Here is a 15,425-nt window from a genome sequence, read left to right on the forward strand (position 1 = left end):
TTATTTGCCCGAGATCAGCCACACCACCACGAACGCGATGATGAAGCACGCGATCGCACCATATTTCAGGACAGCAATGACCTTTTCATAGGTCGCGCGGTGAACTTGCAGCTCGCTATCGGCAGCCATCGTTTCTCCCCTCGAAGATCCGGGGTTACCCCCGCTTCGGACCCGTGCTTAGCCCGCACAGCCTGGCCCCTCAACCCCCCTTACATTTGTTACAGGGCGCGCGTGCCATCGTGCGACTTTGTCCCACCCGTCCCATGACGGGGCGTTTAAGCCCGCTTTCATACCTTGTCGCTATGGCTGGCGGCTGGATTTGGCACGCATTGGGGTAAAGCATGACGCGCAACGGACAGCGCCTGCTGATGTTGATCGACGACGAACCCGCGCAGCGCCGCCTCGTCGCGGCGATCGCGGCGCGGCGTGGCTGGCGCGCGGTGTTCGCGGCCGACGGCGAAATGGCGATCGCAATGCTGGGCACGCCGGACGGGATGCAGCTTGATGCCGTGTTGCTCGACCAATGGGCTCCCGAGGCCGATCCGAGCGCGCTGATCGACGAAATCCGCGCCCGCCGCCCCGATCTGCCGTTGTTGCTGCTCACCGCCAATGGCTCGGTCGCACAGGCCGTCGCCGCAATGCGCAGCGGTGCCACCGATTTTCTGGTGAAACCGCTCGCGCCCGAACGGCTGCTTGGCGCGCTCGACGCGGCGGTCGCGGGCAAGGCGGCGGGTGAATTGCGACCATTGACCGAAAAGATCCCGGCGCTGCTGGCGTTTGACGAGATCGTCGGTTCCGCGCCGGATTTCCGGGCCGCGCTCGCCATCGCTGCCAAAGCGGCGCGGGCGCGCGTGCCGGTGCTGCTGGAGGGCGAGAGCGGCGTCGGCAAGGAAGTCGTCGCCGAGGCGATCCATGCCGCGTCGCCGCGCAACAAGAAGCCGATGGTCGCGGTCAATTGCGGTGCCTTGCCGCCCAACCTCGTCGAATCCGAGCTGTTCGGCCATGAAAAGGGCGCGTTTACCGGCGCGTTCGAGCGCAAGATCGGCCGCTTCCAACTCGCCGATGGCGGGACGCTGTTCCTCGACGAAATCGGTGAAATGCCGCTCGATGCGCAGGTCAAATTGCTGCGCGTGCTGCAATCGGGCGAGATCCAGCCGATCGGCGCACGCCACGTCCGCGAAGTCGATGTTCGCGTCATCGCCGCCACCAACAAGCGCTTGATCGAGGAAGTCGAGGCCGGGCGCTTCCGCGAAGACCTCTATTACCGCCTCAACGTCGTGCAGGTGACGATCCCGCCTTTGCGCGAACGCACCGGCGATATTCCGGCGCTCGCCCGCCATCTGCTCGCGCGGATCGCGCAACAGCCGGGGTTGCGCCAGCTTGGCATCACCGACGATGCGCTCGCCTTGCTGGGACGGTATGACTGGCCCGGCAACGTGCGCCAGCTCCAGAACGCCTTGTTTCGCGCCGCCGTGCTGTGCGACGGATCGGCGCTGACCCGCGCGGACTTCCCGCAGATCGCGGCGCTTGGCGGGCAGCGCCACACCACGCCGACCCCGGTGCCGATGGCGACCAGCGGCGGCGTCACGCTGTTCCATGCCGATGGCAATTTGCGCGCGCTCGAGGAAATCGAGGCCGATGTCATCCGCCTTGCGATCGGCCATTATCGCGGGCGCATGACCGAAGTGGCGCGACGGCTCGGCATCGGCCGCTCGACGCTGTACCGCAAGCTTGGCGAATTGGGGATCGACAACGCCGCAGCCTAACCGCGCCTGTACGATCGCTTCACCGCAAATTCAGGGCCGATGCGGAAATATCCGCAGCGCTGTGTGTTACAGCGTCGAGGAGATTACCCATGTCGAAGAAATCCGTTTTCGCGGCGCTGGCCGCGCTCTCGCTGGTCCCGGCGGCCATGCCGACCATGGCCGTCGCGCAGGATCGTGACGACCGTCGCTATGATCGTCGCGACGATCAGCGGACCTATCGCGGCGAGGACGGCCGTTATTATCGCTGCAAACGCAGCAGCGGCACCACCGGAGCAATCGCCGGTGGCGTTGGCGGCGCGGTCGCGGGCAATGTGCTCGGCGGCGGCGTGCTCGGCACGCTGGCGGGCGGCGTTGGCGGTGCCCTGCTCGGCAAGCATCTCGACAAGAAGCATGACGCGGCACAGAATCGCAAGAACGGCTGCTGATTGTGGTGGGGCGGTAGGCGACTACCGCCCTTTTCCTACCAGAGGATCCCTTTGACGGGACGCATCGGTTCGGGGGCTGGATCGCCCAGCGCTTGCAGCAAGTCGATCTCGATCGTGCGGCACATCGCGCTCAGCGGCACGTCGTGCACGGTATTGGCGAAGGGATCGACCAGATCGTCGCCAATGCGCAGCACCGCGAGGAACATCGCCCCCGCCACGGTCGAACCGATCGGCGTGGCAAATTCCAGCGTCTCGACCAGCCCGATCGGCAGCAGCACGCAGAACAGCCGGGTGAACAGCTCGGGGAAGAAGCGGTACTGATTGGGCAAAGGCGTGTTCTTCAACCGCTCCATCCCGCCTTGCGCGTTGGTGATATCGACCAGGATCCGCTCGATCGCCGCTTGTTGCACCGTGTCGATCCAGCCGAGCACGCGCGCATGGTCGATCCGGCGGCCGGTGCCGTCGAGGATGCCATTGGCGGTGTTGGTGCGCGCGAGCGAGGGCTTGGCTTCGTCCGGGGACAGGAAGCGCTCTACCTCGGGCCTGGGGTCCTGCCGCCGCAACTGACAGCGCAGGACGTTCACATAAGTCACATGACGCAGGATGATCGCGCGCTGCAGATCCCGCCCTTCGGCGTCGGGCAGATAACTCCGCACCGTTCGGGCAAGGCTGCGCGAGGCGTTGATCATCGCGCCCCACAGCACGCGCCCCTCCCACCAGCGCTGATAGGCCGAGGTGCTGCGAAAGCCGAGAAACAGCGCCAGCGCCGACCCGAACAGCGTCAACGGCAGCGACGGCGCGTGGAACGGGAGCAAATAATAGCCCCCCGTCACCACCACATCCCAGACGAACAGCACGAGCAGCGGTCGCCACACCTCGGCGAAAATCTGGCGCAGGCGCGGGCCGGAATCGATAATCATGGGCGTCTTCCCTCCAACCTGACGGCTGGGTTAGCCGTGCCGCTAGCGTCCGACCAGTGCCCGATCGCGCAAGCCACGCCAGACGCGCACTGCCTGCGCCGTCTCCGCGACATCATGCACCCGCAGCAGCTGCGCGCCCGCCGCCACCCCCGCCATCGCCAGCGCGATCGATCCGCCCAGGCGCTCGCGCGCGGGCGCTTCATTGGACAGCGCGCCAATCAGGCGTTTGCGGCTGGCACCCAGCAGGATCGGACAGCCAAGGCCGTGCAACAGCGCAAGGCCATTGATCAGCGCGAGATTGTCCGACAGCGATTTGCCAAAGCCAATGCCGGGGTCAACGAGGATCCGGGAGCGGTCCACCCCACCCGCGACCACCGCCGCAATCCGCGCCTCGAGCCAGTCGAACACCTCGAGCAGCACGTCCCGATAGCCGACACTGCCATGGCCGCCCTTGGCCGGATCGGGCGAATGCATCAGCACGACCGGGCATCCGGCCTTCGCCACCACCTCCAGCGCGCGATCATCCCACAATAACGCGGCGACATCGTTGACGATCGCCGCGCCCGCGCCCAGCGCCGCTTCCATCACGCCCGCCTTGCGCGTATCGATCGAAACGAGCGTTCCGCTGCGCGCGAGGCGTTCGATCACCGGCACGACACGCGCGATCTCATCGCCTTCCCACACCGTCGCGGCCCCGGGCCGGGTCGATTCGCCGCCGACGTCGATCAGCGCCGCGCCCGCCTCCACCATCGCCACGCCCGCACTGGCGGCGGCGGCCGGATCGTCATGAACTGCGCCGCCATCCGAAAAACTGTCGGGCGTCACATTGAGGATGCCCGCAACCATCGGCTGATCGAAGCGCAACGTCCGCTCGCCCAGCACCAAAGGCGCGCGCGGCGCGGTGATCGCGGCGTGGAGCGAGGCAGCACGCTCGTCGCGCAGCAGCGGGCCAAGCTCGGCCACCGGCACGGTGCGCCGCCGCCCGTCCTCAATTACCTCATAAGCGGAGAACCACAGCATCCCGCCCGCCAGCCGCGCGACCGCGCCGTCGCGATCCACCGGGGTATCGACAAACTGGATCGGGCGGAGGTGGAGGGTCATAGTACGTCACCCCGGACTTGTTCCGGGGTCCACCGTGGTGCCATCCCCGCGCGATGTTCTTTGCGGCACCGTGGATGCCGGAACAAGTCCGGCATGACGGTGTGCGGCTAAGGCTGGGTCGCCAGCAGATAGGTCTGGCGCAGCACGTCGATCGGCTTCAGCCCCTCGGGCGTTTCATAATGCCAGAAGGTCCAGCCGTTGCAGGCGGGCGCGTTCTGCAGCGTCGAGCCCAATTTGTGGATCGACCCGACCGCGCCGCACACGCTTTCCAAACTGCCATCGGCGCGCACCAGCGCGCGGTGGCGGCGCTTGGCATCGCACAGCACATGACCCGCCGTCAGATACCCATTTTCGACCAGCACGCCGAACGCCACCTTGGGCGCGGCCTTCGGGCTTTGCATCGTCTTGAGCGAGGATTCATCCAGCGGCAGCGCCGCAGCGATGCGTTCGCGCGCGGCGGCGATATAGTCGTCCTCGCGCTCGATCCCGATCCAGCGCCGTCCGAGCCGCTTGGCGACCGCGCCGGTCGTGCCGGTGCCGAAGAACGGGTCGAGCACGACATCGCCCGGCTTGGTGCAGGCAAGCAGAATGCGATAGATCAGTGCCTCGGGCTTCTGCGTCGGATGGACCTTGACCCCGTCCTTCTTCAGCCGCTCCTGCCCGCCGCACACCGGAAATTCCCAGTCGCTGCGCATCTGCAATTCGTCGTTCAGCGTCTTCATGCTGCGATAGTTGAAGGTGTATTTGGCCTTCTCGCCCATCGACGCCCAGATCAGCGTTTCATGGGCGTTGGTGAAGCGCGTGCCCTTGAAATTGGGCATCGGGTTGGCCTTGCGCCACACGATGTCGTTGAGGATCCAATAGCCCAGATCCTGGATCGCGGCACCGACCTTGAAGATATTGTGATAGCTGCCGATCACCCAGATCGCGCCATTGTCTTTCAGGATCCGCTTCGCCTCGACCAGCCATTCGCGCGTGAACTTGTCATAGGCGCTGAGCGAATCGAACTTGTCCCATTCGTCGGTCACCGCATCGACATGGCTGCCATCGGGCCGCGACAGGTCGCCGCCGAGCTGCAGATTATAGGGTGGATCGGCGAAGATCAGGTCGACCGATTTGGCCGGCAACGCGCGCATCGCGGCGATGCAATCCCCCTGCAGGATCTGGTCGAGCGGCAATTCGGCCATCGGCACGCGCGGCACCGTGTCGAGCTTCGTCCCGACCCTGATCTTTTCCAAAACGCCCATCATGCCCGCCTTTATTCGCTGTCGCGCGCATCCCTGCGAATGTGGGGACTCCCGTCAAGCGAACATTGGTTAACGAAAACCTCTGCCAAATCGTTAACAAGGCGGAACATTTCGGGAAGCAGGGCAGATGTTGAGTCCGGAGTTATCCACAGGCCCAACCGCTGGGGTGTCGCCGCGAGGACTCACTTGCGATAAAAAAAGATGGCCCCGGAACGAATTCCGACCCGAATCACACCAGCAGCGTTTCCCGCGCGCGATAGGCCTCCGCGACCGGCGCGAAGCTGCGGCGGTGGAGCGGACACGGGCCATGCTCGCGCAGCGCGCGCAAATGGTCGGGCGCGCCATAGCCCTTGTTGCTGTGCCAGCCATACTGCGGATGCGCCTCGGCATGCGCGAGCATGATTGTGTCGCGGGTATGCTTGGCGATGATCGAGGCGGCAGCGATCGACAGGCTGATCGAATCGCCCTTGACGATCGGGGTCGCGGCAAAGCCCCATTTGGGCAAGCGGTTGCCATCGACCAACACATGCCCCGGCGCGCAGCCAAGCGCCTCCACCGCCAGCGTCATCGCCTTCATCGTCGCCCAATAGATGTTGAGCGTGTCGATCTCCTCGGCCTCGACAATCCCGATCCCGACGATCGCGCAGGCACGCAACCGGTCATGCAGCCGCGCGCGGTCGGCATGGGCCAGCTTCTTCGAATCATCGATACCGCGTGGGATACCCTTGGCCGGCAGGATCACCGCGGCGGCAACCACCGGCCCAGCCAGCGGCCCGCGCCCGGCCTCGTCCACCCCGGCGACAGGCGCAAGGCACAGTTTCTCGTGTTTCAGGCTAGGCATCGCGCAAGCGCCATGGCGGATAGCGGCGGTTTTCGCCAGCTTGATAGAGGCAGACCGCATTGCCTGCGGGATCGCGCAACCGCGCCTCGCGCCAGCCCCAGGGCTGGTCGGTCGGCGGCTGGTCGAACACCACCCCCGCCGTCTGCAAGCGCGCGACTTCGGCGTCGAGATCGGCGCATTCGAAAAACACTGTCGGTTCCGCGCCTTGCTCGATCGACAGCGTCGCGCCGCCCGGTGCCTCGAACCGCGCATAATGCGCATCGTCGGTGGCAACGATCTGGGTAAGGCCGAGCGTGCGGTAGAAATCGCACGAGGCAGCATAATCGGACAGACCGAGCGTGATCTGGTTGAGCCGCCGCTCCGGCCCGATATCGAGCCGCACCGCCTGATGCCCCATTGGCCCATGTCCGCCGCCAAGGCCGGGGGCATCGTGCAAGGCAAGCCGAACAAAGTGCCGCGCGCCAGCAATCGCTGCGGTTAGCGACTGCCCCTGTGCCAGCAAGGTCGCGATCGCCGAGGCGAGCGTGCAGCCGGTACCGTGCGTGCTGCGGGTTTCGATTCGCGTGGCAGACCAGGACGCGACCTCGCCTTGGGGGCCGATCAACCGATCGACGATCTCGTCCCCTTCGCCATGCCCGCCTTTGACGAGCAAAAATCCCTCTCCCAGCGGGAGAGGGAAGGGGCCCGCGCCGAAGGCGTGGGAAGGGTGAGGGTCTGCTGCAGCGTCCACATCACCCTCACCCTTCCGCCGCTGCGCGGCTCCCTCCCTCTCCCGCTGGGAGAGGGATTTTTGCAGTGCCTCCAGCTCCGGCAAGTTAGGCGTCACCACCGTCGCGATCCGCATCAACCGCTCGAACGCCGCAATCGTATCGGCATCGGCCAGCACATCGCCGCTGGTCGCAACCATCACCGGATCGAAGACGATGGGGATGCTTAAGCCCCTCCCTTTCAGGGGAGGGGTTGGGGGTGGGGCCGTGCCTATAGTGGGCGCATCCGGGGAGAGGCCCCACCCCAACCCCTCCCCTGAAGGGGAGGGGCTAAGGCGTTCGAGATAGTCCACCACCGCACGCGCGGTCGCCGCCGAGCCGATCATCCCGATCTTCACCGCATCGACCCCAATGTCCGACACGCACGATTCGATCTGCGCGATCACCATCTCGGTCGGCACCGGCAGCACCGCCTGCACGCCCAAGGTATTCTGCGCGGTGATCGCGGTGATCGCGGTCATCGCGTGGCCGCCAAGCATCGTCACCGTCTTGATATCGGCCTGGATGCCAGCGCCCCCGCCCGAATCCGAGCCTGCGATGATCAGGATGCGCGGGACAAAGCGCCCCTCCCGCTGGCGGGAGGGGTTGGGGGAGGGGCTGTCTTGGTCGGGAAGGTTCGTCACAGGCCCTCCCCTAACCCCTCCCGCGAGCGGGAGGGGAATTAAACCGGCGCACGGTGCTTGCCGGGTGGCGCGCCAGCGCGTCATCGACGCGCGCGGGACGGTCCATCAATTCGCCGCGGCAATTGGGGCAGCGATCGTCGAGCGCTTCGGCGCATTCGGCGCAGAAGGTGCATTCGAACGAGCAAATGAACGCACCCGCGTCATCGGCGGGCAAATCCACGCCGCAGCGTTCGCAATCGGGGCGCATTTCGAGCATTTCGTATCTTTCTCCCCTCCCGCTTGCGGGAGGGGTCGGGGGAGGGCTGTCGCGGACGGCACGGGATGACATGCCCTCCCCCAGCCCCTCCCGCAAGCGGGAGGGGAGGACGAAGTTAGCCGGCCGCCACGCGCACGGCGTCACAAATGCGATCGACCACCGCCTCGACCTGGGCGGGGTCATCGCCCTCCGCCATCACGCGGATAACGGGTTCGGTGCCCGACGGGCGGATCACCAGCCGGCCCTTGCCCTTCAATTCGGCTTCGGCCCCGGCGATCACCGCCTTCACCGCCTCGGCCTCCAGCGGCTTGCCGCCCGCGAACCGCACATTCTTGAGCAATTGCGGCAATGGCTCGAAGCGGTGCAGCAACTCGCTCGCCGGAGCCCCCGCCCACACCAGTTCGGCCAGGATCTGCAGCGCCGCGACGAGCCCGTCGCCCGTCGTCGCATAATCCGACAGGATGATATGCCCCGATTGCTCGCCGCCGACATTATACCCTTGAGCGCGCATCGCCTCGAGCACATGCCGATCACCGACCGCGGTCCGCATCAGGCCGATGCCCTGCGCCGCGAGATGCCGCTCGAGCCCGAGATTGGACATGACCGTCGCGACCAGCCCGCCATTCTTCAACCGCCCGCTGCGCGCCCAGCCGCTAGCGATCGTCGCCATCAACTGGTCGCCATCGACGACATGGCCCTTTTCGTCGACCACGATCAGCCGGTCGGCATCGCCATCGAGCGCGATGCCGAGCTGCGCGCCGCTTGCCACCACCGTCTCGCACAGGGTTTGCGGCGCGGTCGAGCCGACGCCGTCATTGATGTTCTTGCCATTGGGCGTCACGCCGATCGCGACGACATCGGCCCCCAATTCCCACAAGGCAGTCGGCGCGACACGATAGGCCGCGCCGTTGGCGCAATCGACCACGATGCGCATACCGTCGAGCCGCAGATCTTCGGGAAAGGTCGATTTGGCAAAGTGGATATAGCGCCCCTGCGCATCGTCCACGCGCCGCGCACGGCCAATCTCGGCGGCGGGCGACAGCGCGATCTCACCGTCGATCAGCGCCTCGATCGCGGTTTCGTCAGCATCGGACAGCTTATAGCCATCGGGACCGAACAATTTGATGCCATTGTCGAAGAACGGATTGTGGCTGGCCGAGATCATTACGCCGAGATCGGCGCGCATCGATTGCGTCAGCATCGCCACGGCGGGAGTCGGCATCGGTCCCAACAGCACGACGTCCATGCCCACGCTCGTAAAACCCGCGACCATCGCCGATTCGAGCATATAGCCCGAGAGGCGCGTGTCCTTGCCGATCACCACGCGGTGCCGGTGGTCGCCGCGGCGGAAGTGCGCGCCGGCTGCCATGCCGACCTGCATCGCCATCGCTGCCGTCATCGGGGCCTTGTTGGTCAGGCCACGAATACCATCGGTCCCGAAATATTTTCTTGCCATCAGCCCTCATCCGTTGGGTTATGCCCGTATCTTCAGAGGCGCTTGATAGCGCCGCTTACCGATAAGGGCGAGTATGTCTGCAACGTTGAACAGCCCATCGACGCGGATCCTAGTGTCGCTGGGTGCGGGGTTACTCTTCGGGATTGTTTTTGCCACCTGGCTGCCCGGTGCGGTGCCGGGCGCAACGGCGGTTGCGCAGCCGATCGGCGCAGCCTGGCTCAATGCGCTGCAAATGACGGTGATTCCGCTGGTGTTCTCGCTGTTGGTCACCGGCATTGCGTCGACTGCGGAGGCCGCGCGCAGCGGGGCGGTGGCCGCGCGGGCGATCAGCATCATCGTGGTGGTAATGGTGTGCAGCGCAGTCGCCGCCGCGTTGCTGACGCCGTTGTTCCTTGGCCTGGTGCCAATCCCGGAGGCCTCTGCCGCCGCCTTGCGCGGTGCGCTGGTAAATGTCGGCCCGCCGGGCGCGGTGCCGCCGCTCGGTGAGTTTCTGGCGGGGATGGTGCCCAATAACGTCATCGCCGCCGCCGCCAATGGCGGGTTCCTGTCGCTGATTCTGTTCGCTTTGATCTTCGCCTTCGCCCTTACCCGGATCGACGCCACGGGCCGTACCGCGTTGCTGACCTTCTTTTCCGCGATCCGCGATGCGATGCTGGTGATGATCGGCTGGATCATCTGGATCGCGCCGATCGGTGTGTTCGCCCTCGCCCTGACGGTGGCCGCCAAGACCGGGACGGCAGCGGTCGGCGCACTGTTCCACTATATCGTGACGGTGTCCTCGGTCGGGATCGTGGTCAGCCTGTTTGCGGTGCCCGTCGCCATCTGGGGCGGCCGCATGGCGCTTGGGCGGTTCATCCGCGCCTCGCTGCCGGTGCTGGCGGTCGCGCTCAGCACGCAATCCTCGCTCGCCAGCTTGCCCGCGATGTTGCGCAGTTCGGAAGAGATGGATGTACCGGTGGCCACTTCGGGCGTGGTGCTGCCGCTCGCCGTTGCGATGATGCGCGCGACTGGCCCGGCGATGAACCTGGCGGTGGCGATCTATGTCGCGGCGTGGTGCGGCGTGCCGATGACCTTCGCAACGCTGGCGGCAGCGACCGTGGTCGCCGTGCTGACCTCGCTCGGCTCGGTCAGCCTGCCGGGGCAAATCAGCTTCATCAGCGCGATTGCGCCGATTGCGGTGACGCTCGGCGTGCCCGTCGCCCCGCTTGGGCTGCTGGTCGCGGTCGAGACGATGCCGGATATTTTCCGAACCCTCGGGAACGTCATCTTCGATCTGGCGGTTACGCTGACCGTGGCAGCGCGGGGGGACAAGCTCCCGCTATCCGCCGCCGACACCTTGCTGCAGGAACACCCTTCATGAAATATCGCACGCTTGGCCCCGACCTCACGGTTTCCGCACTTGGCCTCGGCTGCATGCCGATGGCGGGCGTCGGCCCCAATATGTACGGCGCGGCGACCGAAGCCGAGAGCATCGCCACGATCCACCGTGCGATCGAGTTGGGCGTGACGCTGTTCGACACCGCCGAAGTCTATGGTCCGCTGATCAACGAGGAACTGGTCGGCCGCGCCATTCGCGGAAAGCGTGACGGGCTGGTGATCGCGACCAAATTCGGCTTCCGCTTCGGCGACGACGGCAAGGTATCCGGTGTCGACAGCACCCCCGCCAACATCCGCCGCGCGTGCGAAGGCTCGCTCCAGCGGCTTGGCATCGACACGATCGATCTGTTCTACCAGCACCGCGTCGACCCGAACGTGCCGATCGAGGACACTGTCGGCGCGATGGCCGAGCTGGTGCGCGAGGGCAAGGTCCGCTTCCTCGGCCTGTCCGAGGCGAGCGCCGCGACGCTGCGCAAGGCGGCGGCAGTGCATCCGATCGCCGCGCTGCAATCCGAATATTCGCTGTGGGAGCGCGATATCGAGGAAGAGATCCTGCCCCCCTGCCGCGAACTCGGCACGGGTTTCGTGCCCTATAGCCCACTCGGGCGCGGTTTCCTGACCGGCCAGATCACGTCGCGCGACGATCTGCCCGAGGGCGATTATCGCCGCAACGATCCGCGGTATTCGGAAGAGAATTTCGCGGAAAACCTCAAGATCGTCGATGTCGTCAAGCAGATCGCCGCCGCCCACGGCGTCAGCGGCGCTCAAGTCGCGCTCGCCTGGTTGCTGGCACAAGGCGACGATATCGTGCCGATCCCCGGTTCCAAGCGCCGCGCGACGCTGGAGGACAGCATGGCGGCGGTGGAGGTGAGCTTGACCGCCGAAGATCTGACCGCGCTCGACCGCGCAGCGCCGCGCGGTGGCACGGCGGGGCCGCGTTATGGGGGCCCGATGATGAAGATGGTGCGGCTCTAGCGGTAAACCCAGTGCCACAGCCCCACCGCCACACCGGCGATAGGGATATGCGCCCAGGTCGCGGCCAGCCAGATCACTACCCCGCCCGCCAGGTCATGCGGGCGGAAGCCGCCGAAGCGCGCGCGGCCCTGCGCGATGGCGAGGAACGGCCAATAGCTCGTCTTGCGCTCCCAATCGCGCCACAGATCGGGTTGCAGCACCTCCTTCTTGCGGTCCTGCAGCGCCGCGCCGACCAGCGAGAGCACGATGATCGCGATCGCGACGACGATGTTGGCGGCGATCGGATAGACCGCGATGTGGCACAGCCCCCACAAAGCGAACGCCCACAGCATCGGGTGCCGCGTGACGCTGAACATGCCGCGCGCCGCAGCCGGAGCGGCCGCGACGGGTGGCCCGGGCAGCGCGGGATTGCCGAGCAGCGATCCCATCAGCAGCACGCTTGCCAGCAACATCACCAGCGTGACGGGGCCCCAAATCCCCTCTCCCACCGCCCATAAAGGCGCGGTGGCAGGGGCGGCACGATAGGCATGCGCCAGCCAGCCGAGCGTGGCGAAGGCGACCAGTGCGTAGACCCCCATGAACCCGTTCGCGCCAACCGCCTTGACGAGGGGGCTGCGCAGCGGATGCGACAGCAGGAAATGCGTTCCAACGAAGGCCGCTGCCGCGGCGATCACCATCTCCGTGCCATCCATCGCGCTTCCCCTATTTGACGCCGTGCATCCACTTCTTCAGCGGCCAGGCCAACAATAGCAGAAGAACGCCCAACGCCATCGCAACTTCGGCGATGGTCGTGAAGGTGCCCGTATAGGTGTCGAGGCTGACCTTCAGGTTGGTTACCTCGCCGCCGACCGTATCGACGCTGGCGAACTGCGCGACGATCCCGGCGACATATTGCGCGCAGGAGATCGACAGGAACCACACGCCCATCATCAATCCGACGATCCGCGCGATCGACAGCTTGGTGATCATCGACAGGCCGACGGGTGAAATGCACAATTCCGCAACCGAGTGGATCAAGTAGAGCCCGGCCAGCCACCATATGCCGACCTGGAAATTGGGGCCGGCAAACCCCGCGCCCAGCACCAGGAACAGGAAACCCGCACCGACCCCGATCAGCGCGATGCCGAACTTGACCGGAATCGATGGCTCCAGCCCGCGCTTGGCAAGTGCCGTCCACAAAACGCTCATCACCGGCGCAAGCGTGACGATAAAGAAGGCGTTGAAGAACTGCGTCTGCGGTGCCGAGATCGCGAAATCGCCGAACAGCCGCAAATCAGTATTGCGATCGGCGAACAGCGTCAGCGACGAACCGGCCTGCTCGAACAGCGTCCAGAACACGACGTTGAACACGATCAACACCATCGCCGCCAGCATCATCTGGAATTCGCGGCGGTCGCCCACCACGAACGACCAGATCAGGATGCCCGGGATCGAAATGAGGAAGGTGCCGAACAGCAACTTGCCCATCAGCGACAGCGACGCAAGATAGCCGATAAAGCCCGAGCCCGGCACCGGCGGCACCGCATTCATCAAATTGGTGAACAGGAAATACAGGACCGGCACCGCGACCAGCGCACCGATATAGATCGGCAGCGCGCGATCGGGCCCGCTGCGCACCGGGGCCTCGCCATAACCGTTGAGCTTGCCACCATCGAACTGGATCAACGCATAAGAAATCAGCATGCCGACCGCTGCGAGGCCGAAGCCCGCCCACCAACCGAAGGTGTCGGCGAGGATCGGACACAGGATCTGCGATCCGAGCGACCCGAGATTGATTCCCATATAGAAAATGGTGAAACCCGAATCGCGGCGACGATCGCCTTGGGGGTAAAGCTCGCCGACCATCGTCGAGATGTTGGGTTTGAAGAAGCCGTTGCCGACCGAAATCAGGCTAAGCGCGAGGAGCATGATCGTCACGAACAGCGGGCTGCGCTCGGCATCCGATTTGAAGCCGTCCTTGGCGATCGTCCGCGCGGAGCTGCCGTCGGGCGCGAGCAAGGAGACGGTGCCGTCGTCATTGCCCTTCACTTGCAGTCTTTTGCCGTGGTCGACGATGTAGCGCTGTTCGGTGCTGCCCTTGGCTTCGACCTGCACATCATAGCGCTGGCCGTCGATTGTCGCGAACGGCACTGCCGTCTGCCCACCGAAGCACAAGGTGAAATAGCCGACCGCCATCATGATCGCGCCGAACTTCACCGACCGCTTGGAGCCGAGATACTGATCGGCGAGATACCCGCCCACCAATGGGGTCAGATAAACGAGTGCGGTGAAGCCTCCGTACAAACCGGTCGCGGCACGATCGCCGAACACGAAATGCTTGGTGAGGTACAGCGTGAGCAGCGCGCGCATGCCGTAATAGCCGAAGCGCTCCCACATTTCGGTGGTGAACAGCCGGGCGAGCTGGCGCGGATGGCCGAACCACATCGCGCCCGTCGCCGGATTGACGTGCGTAATATCCGGCTCGCGCGGGGTGTCCGCGGTCGGGGTGTCCACCATGTAAGAAGCTCCCTGAAATGGCGCAGTGTCCGTAAAGCCGACACCGTTGGTTACCGCAGAGACTAACGCCAATCGTGGGTGTGTAAATATGCCTGCGTGGCCGCTATGGGATCGCGATGCTCAACGACCGCACCACCCCGCTCTCGCTTCTCGCCACCCGCCGCTCTGGCCGCCCGCGCGATTTGGTCGCGCCCGGCCCCGATGCGGCGCAGCTTGACCAGATCCTCACCATTGCCGCGCGCACGCCCGACCACGGCAAGATCGCCCCGTGGCGCTTCGTGGTGGTGGCCCCCGAACAGCGCGACGCGCTCGCCAACGTCATCACCACCGCCTATCGCGCCGAACGCCCGCAGGCCGCCACGACCGAGATCGCCGCGCTCGAGCAATTCGCGCACCAGGCCCCCACGCTCGTCGTGCTGCTCTTCTCGCCGCGCACCACCAGCCATATTCCTTTGTGGGAGCAGGAACTGTCGGTCGGCGCGGTCGGCATGAATCTGCTGCACGCCACGCATGCGCTGGGTTTTGCCGGCGGCTGGCTGACCGGCTGGCCGAGCTATTCGGACGCGGTGCGCGATGCGTTCGGCGCGGCGCCGGAACGCATCGCCGGATTCTTCTTTCTCGGCACGCCCAGCCGCCCGCTGGAGGAGCGCCCCCGTCCCGATCCGAGCGCGATCATCACAAAGTGGGATGGCTGAAGTACTGGACAGAAACGACCATTGCTGTATTAGGGTAGCATGACAGCGTTGAACAGCGAAGACAGCCCGGTCTATATCAAGCTGCGCGGCACCATTTCCGCGGCGATCCTGCGCGGGGACTTTCGCGCGGGTGACCAGCTCCCATCGGTCCGCGCGCTTGCCGCCGAACATGGCGCCAACCCGCTGACCGTCGCCAAGGCCTATCAGAGTTTTCAGGACGATGGCTATGTCGAGGTGCGGCGCGGCGTCGGCATGTTCGTGCTGCCCGGTGCCGCCGAAAAGCTGCGCGCGGCCGAGCGCGAGCATTTCGTCAAAACCAGCTGGCCGCGCATCGCCGCGCATATCGATCTGCTCGGGCTCGATGCCGCGGATCTGCTGGAACGCGAAAAGGCCTAAGCGCCCGCCCCCACACCGTTCGCCCTGAGCCTGTCAAAAGGGCACCTCTCCCCGCGCGAACGCTGCGCCTGTGGAGAGCGGGGC

16 protein-coding genes are annotated in these 15,425 nt (G+C 65.6%); 6 read left to right on the forward strand and 10 right to left on the reverse strand.

Annotated elements, in window-relative coordinates; translation table 11 throughout:
• A complete protein-coding gene (locus tag ACP7BY_RS13755; RefSeq protein ID WP_086010570.1) occupies window positions 1-129 on the reverse strand; it encodes an aa3-type cytochrome c oxidase subunit IV in 129 nt (42 codons plus the stop codon).
• A gap of 212 nt (window positions 130-341) precedes the next feature.
• On the opposite strand from ACP7BY_RS13755, the gene ACP7BY_RS13760 reads away from it, so the two are divergent.
• Complete coding sequence (locus ACP7BY_RS13760; RefSeq protein ID WP_137902445.1) at window positions 342-1,766, forward strand: sigma-54-dependent transcriptional regulator; 1,425 nt, start codon at window positions 342-344, stop codon at window positions 1,764-1,766.
• A gap of 89 nt (window positions 1,767-1,855) precedes the next feature.
• Window positions 1,856-2,191 carry a hypothetical protein gene (locus ACP7BY_RS13765; RefSeq protein ID WP_033965839.1) on the forward strand — a complete coding sequence of 112 codons (336 nt, stop codon included), beginning with the start codon at window positions 1,856-1,858 and terminating at the stop codon, window positions 2,189-2,191.
• A gap of 35 nt (window positions 2,192-2,226) precedes the next feature.
• Here ACP7BY_RS13765 and ACP7BY_RS13770 read toward each other — a convergent pair whose 3' ends face one another.
• From ACP7BY_RS13770 to glmM, 7 genes are all read right to left on the reverse strand, one after another.
• Window positions 2,227-3,111: a bestrophin family protein gene (locus tag ACP7BY_RS13770; protein WP_033965840.1), complete on the reverse strand. Its 885-nt coding sequence runs from the start codon at window positions 3,109-3,111 to the stop codon at window positions 2,227-2,229.
• Window positions 3,112-3,153: 42 nt separating this feature from the next.
• Window positions 3,154-4,212, reverse strand: coding sequence for a dihydropteroate synthase (folP, locus tag ACP7BY_RS13775; protein ID WP_137902446.1), 1,059 nt, complete (start codon window positions 4,210-4,212; stop codon window positions 3,154-3,156).
• Window positions 4,213-4,319: 107 nt separating this feature from the next.
• Complete coding sequence (locus ACP7BY_RS13780; protein ID WP_033965847.1) at window positions 4,320-5,459, reverse strand: site-specific DNA-methyltransferase; 1,140 nt, start codon at window positions 5,457-5,459, stop codon at window positions 4,320-4,322.
• A gap of 229 nt (window positions 5,460-5,688) precedes the next feature.
• Window positions 5,689-6,300, reverse strand: coding sequence for a ribonuclease HII (locus tag ACP7BY_RS13785; RefSeq protein ID WP_033965841.1), 612 nt, complete (start codon window positions 6,298-6,300; stop codon window positions 5,689-5,691).
• On the reverse strand, window positions 6,293-7,615 hold the full coding sequence (locus ACP7BY_RS13790; protein ID WP_137902536.1) for a bifunctional hydroxymethylpyrimidine kinase/phosphomethylpyrimidine kinase: 1,323 nt from the start codon (window positions 7,613-7,615) through the stop codon (window positions 6,293-6,295). The genes ACP7BY_RS13785 and ACP7BY_RS13790 overlap by 8 nt, the downstream gene beginning before the upstream one ends.
• An 85-nt stretch (window positions 7,616-7,700) precedes the next feature.
• Window positions 7,701-7,946 carry a DUF1272 domain-containing protein gene (locus ACP7BY_RS13795; RefSeq protein WP_137902447.1) on the reverse strand — a complete coding sequence of 82 codons (246 nt, stop codon included), beginning with the start codon at window positions 7,944-7,946 and terminating at the stop codon, window positions 7,701-7,703.
• A 115-nt stretch (window positions 7,947-8,061) separates the two neighbouring features.
• Complete coding sequence (gene glmM / locus ACP7BY_RS13800; protein ID WP_137902448.1) at window positions 8,062-9,402, reverse strand: phosphoglucosamine mutase; 1,341 nt, start codon at window positions 9,400-9,402, stop codon at window positions 8,062-8,064.
• 73 nt (window positions 9,403-9,475) lie between these two features.
• Between glmM and ACP7BY_RS13805 the strand changes: the two genes are divergently transcribed.
• The gene (locus ACP7BY_RS13805; protein ID WP_033966110.1) at window positions 9,476-10,762 is read left to right on the forward strand and encodes a dicarboxylate/amino acid:cation symporter; all 1,287 of its coding nucleotides are present in this window, start codon (window positions 9,476-9,478) and stop codon (window positions 10,760-10,762) included.
• The gene (locus tag ACP7BY_RS13810; RefSeq protein WP_033966111.1) at window positions 10,759-11,754 is read left to right on the forward strand and encodes an aldo/keto reductase; all 996 of its coding nucleotides are present in this window, start codon (window positions 10,759-10,761) and stop codon (window positions 11,752-11,754) included. The genes ACP7BY_RS13805 and ACP7BY_RS13810 overlap by 4 nt, the downstream gene beginning before the upstream one ends.
• Here ACP7BY_RS13810 and ACP7BY_RS13815 read toward each other — a convergent pair.
• Both ACP7BY_RS13815 and ACP7BY_RS13820 read right to left on the reverse strand, forming a co-directional pair.
• On the reverse strand, window positions 11,751-12,446 hold the full coding sequence (locus ACP7BY_RS13815; RefSeq protein ID WP_033966112.1) for an NnrU family protein: 696 nt from the start codon (window positions 12,444-12,446) through the stop codon (window positions 11,751-11,753). The two genes, ACP7BY_RS13810 and ACP7BY_RS13815, sit on opposite strands and share 4 nt — an antisense overlap.
• A 10-nt stretch (window positions 12,447-12,456) precedes the next feature.
• The gene (locus ACP7BY_RS13820) at window positions 12,457-14,250 is read right to left on the reverse strand and encodes a peptide MFS transporter (protein ID WP_033966113.1); all 1,794 of its coding nucleotides are present in this window, start codon (window positions 14,248-14,250) and stop codon (window positions 12,457-12,459) included.
• A 116-nt stretch (window positions 14,251-14,366) separates the two neighbouring features.
• On the opposite strand from ACP7BY_RS13820, the gene ACP7BY_RS13825 reads away from it, so the two are divergent.
• Entirely contained in the window at window positions 14,367-14,945 is a 579-nt protein-coding gene (locus ACP7BY_RS13825) for a nitroreductase family protein (RefSeq protein ID WP_137902449.1), read from the forward strand.
• A 39-nt stretch (window positions 14,946-14,984) separates the two neighbouring features.
• Window positions 14,985-15,341: a GntR family transcriptional regulator gene (locus ACP7BY_RS13830; RefSeq protein ID WP_010406195.1), complete on the forward strand. Its 357-nt coding sequence runs from the start codon at window positions 14,985-14,987 to the stop codon at window positions 15,339-15,341.
• Window positions 15,342-15,425 lie beyond the last annotated feature (84 nt).

Source organism: Sphingomonas sp. PSPC2-2 (assembly GCF_049897725.1).
Taxonomy (GTDB): Bacteria; Pseudomonadota; Alphaproteobacteria; order Sphingomonadales; family Sphingomonadaceae; genus Sphingomonas.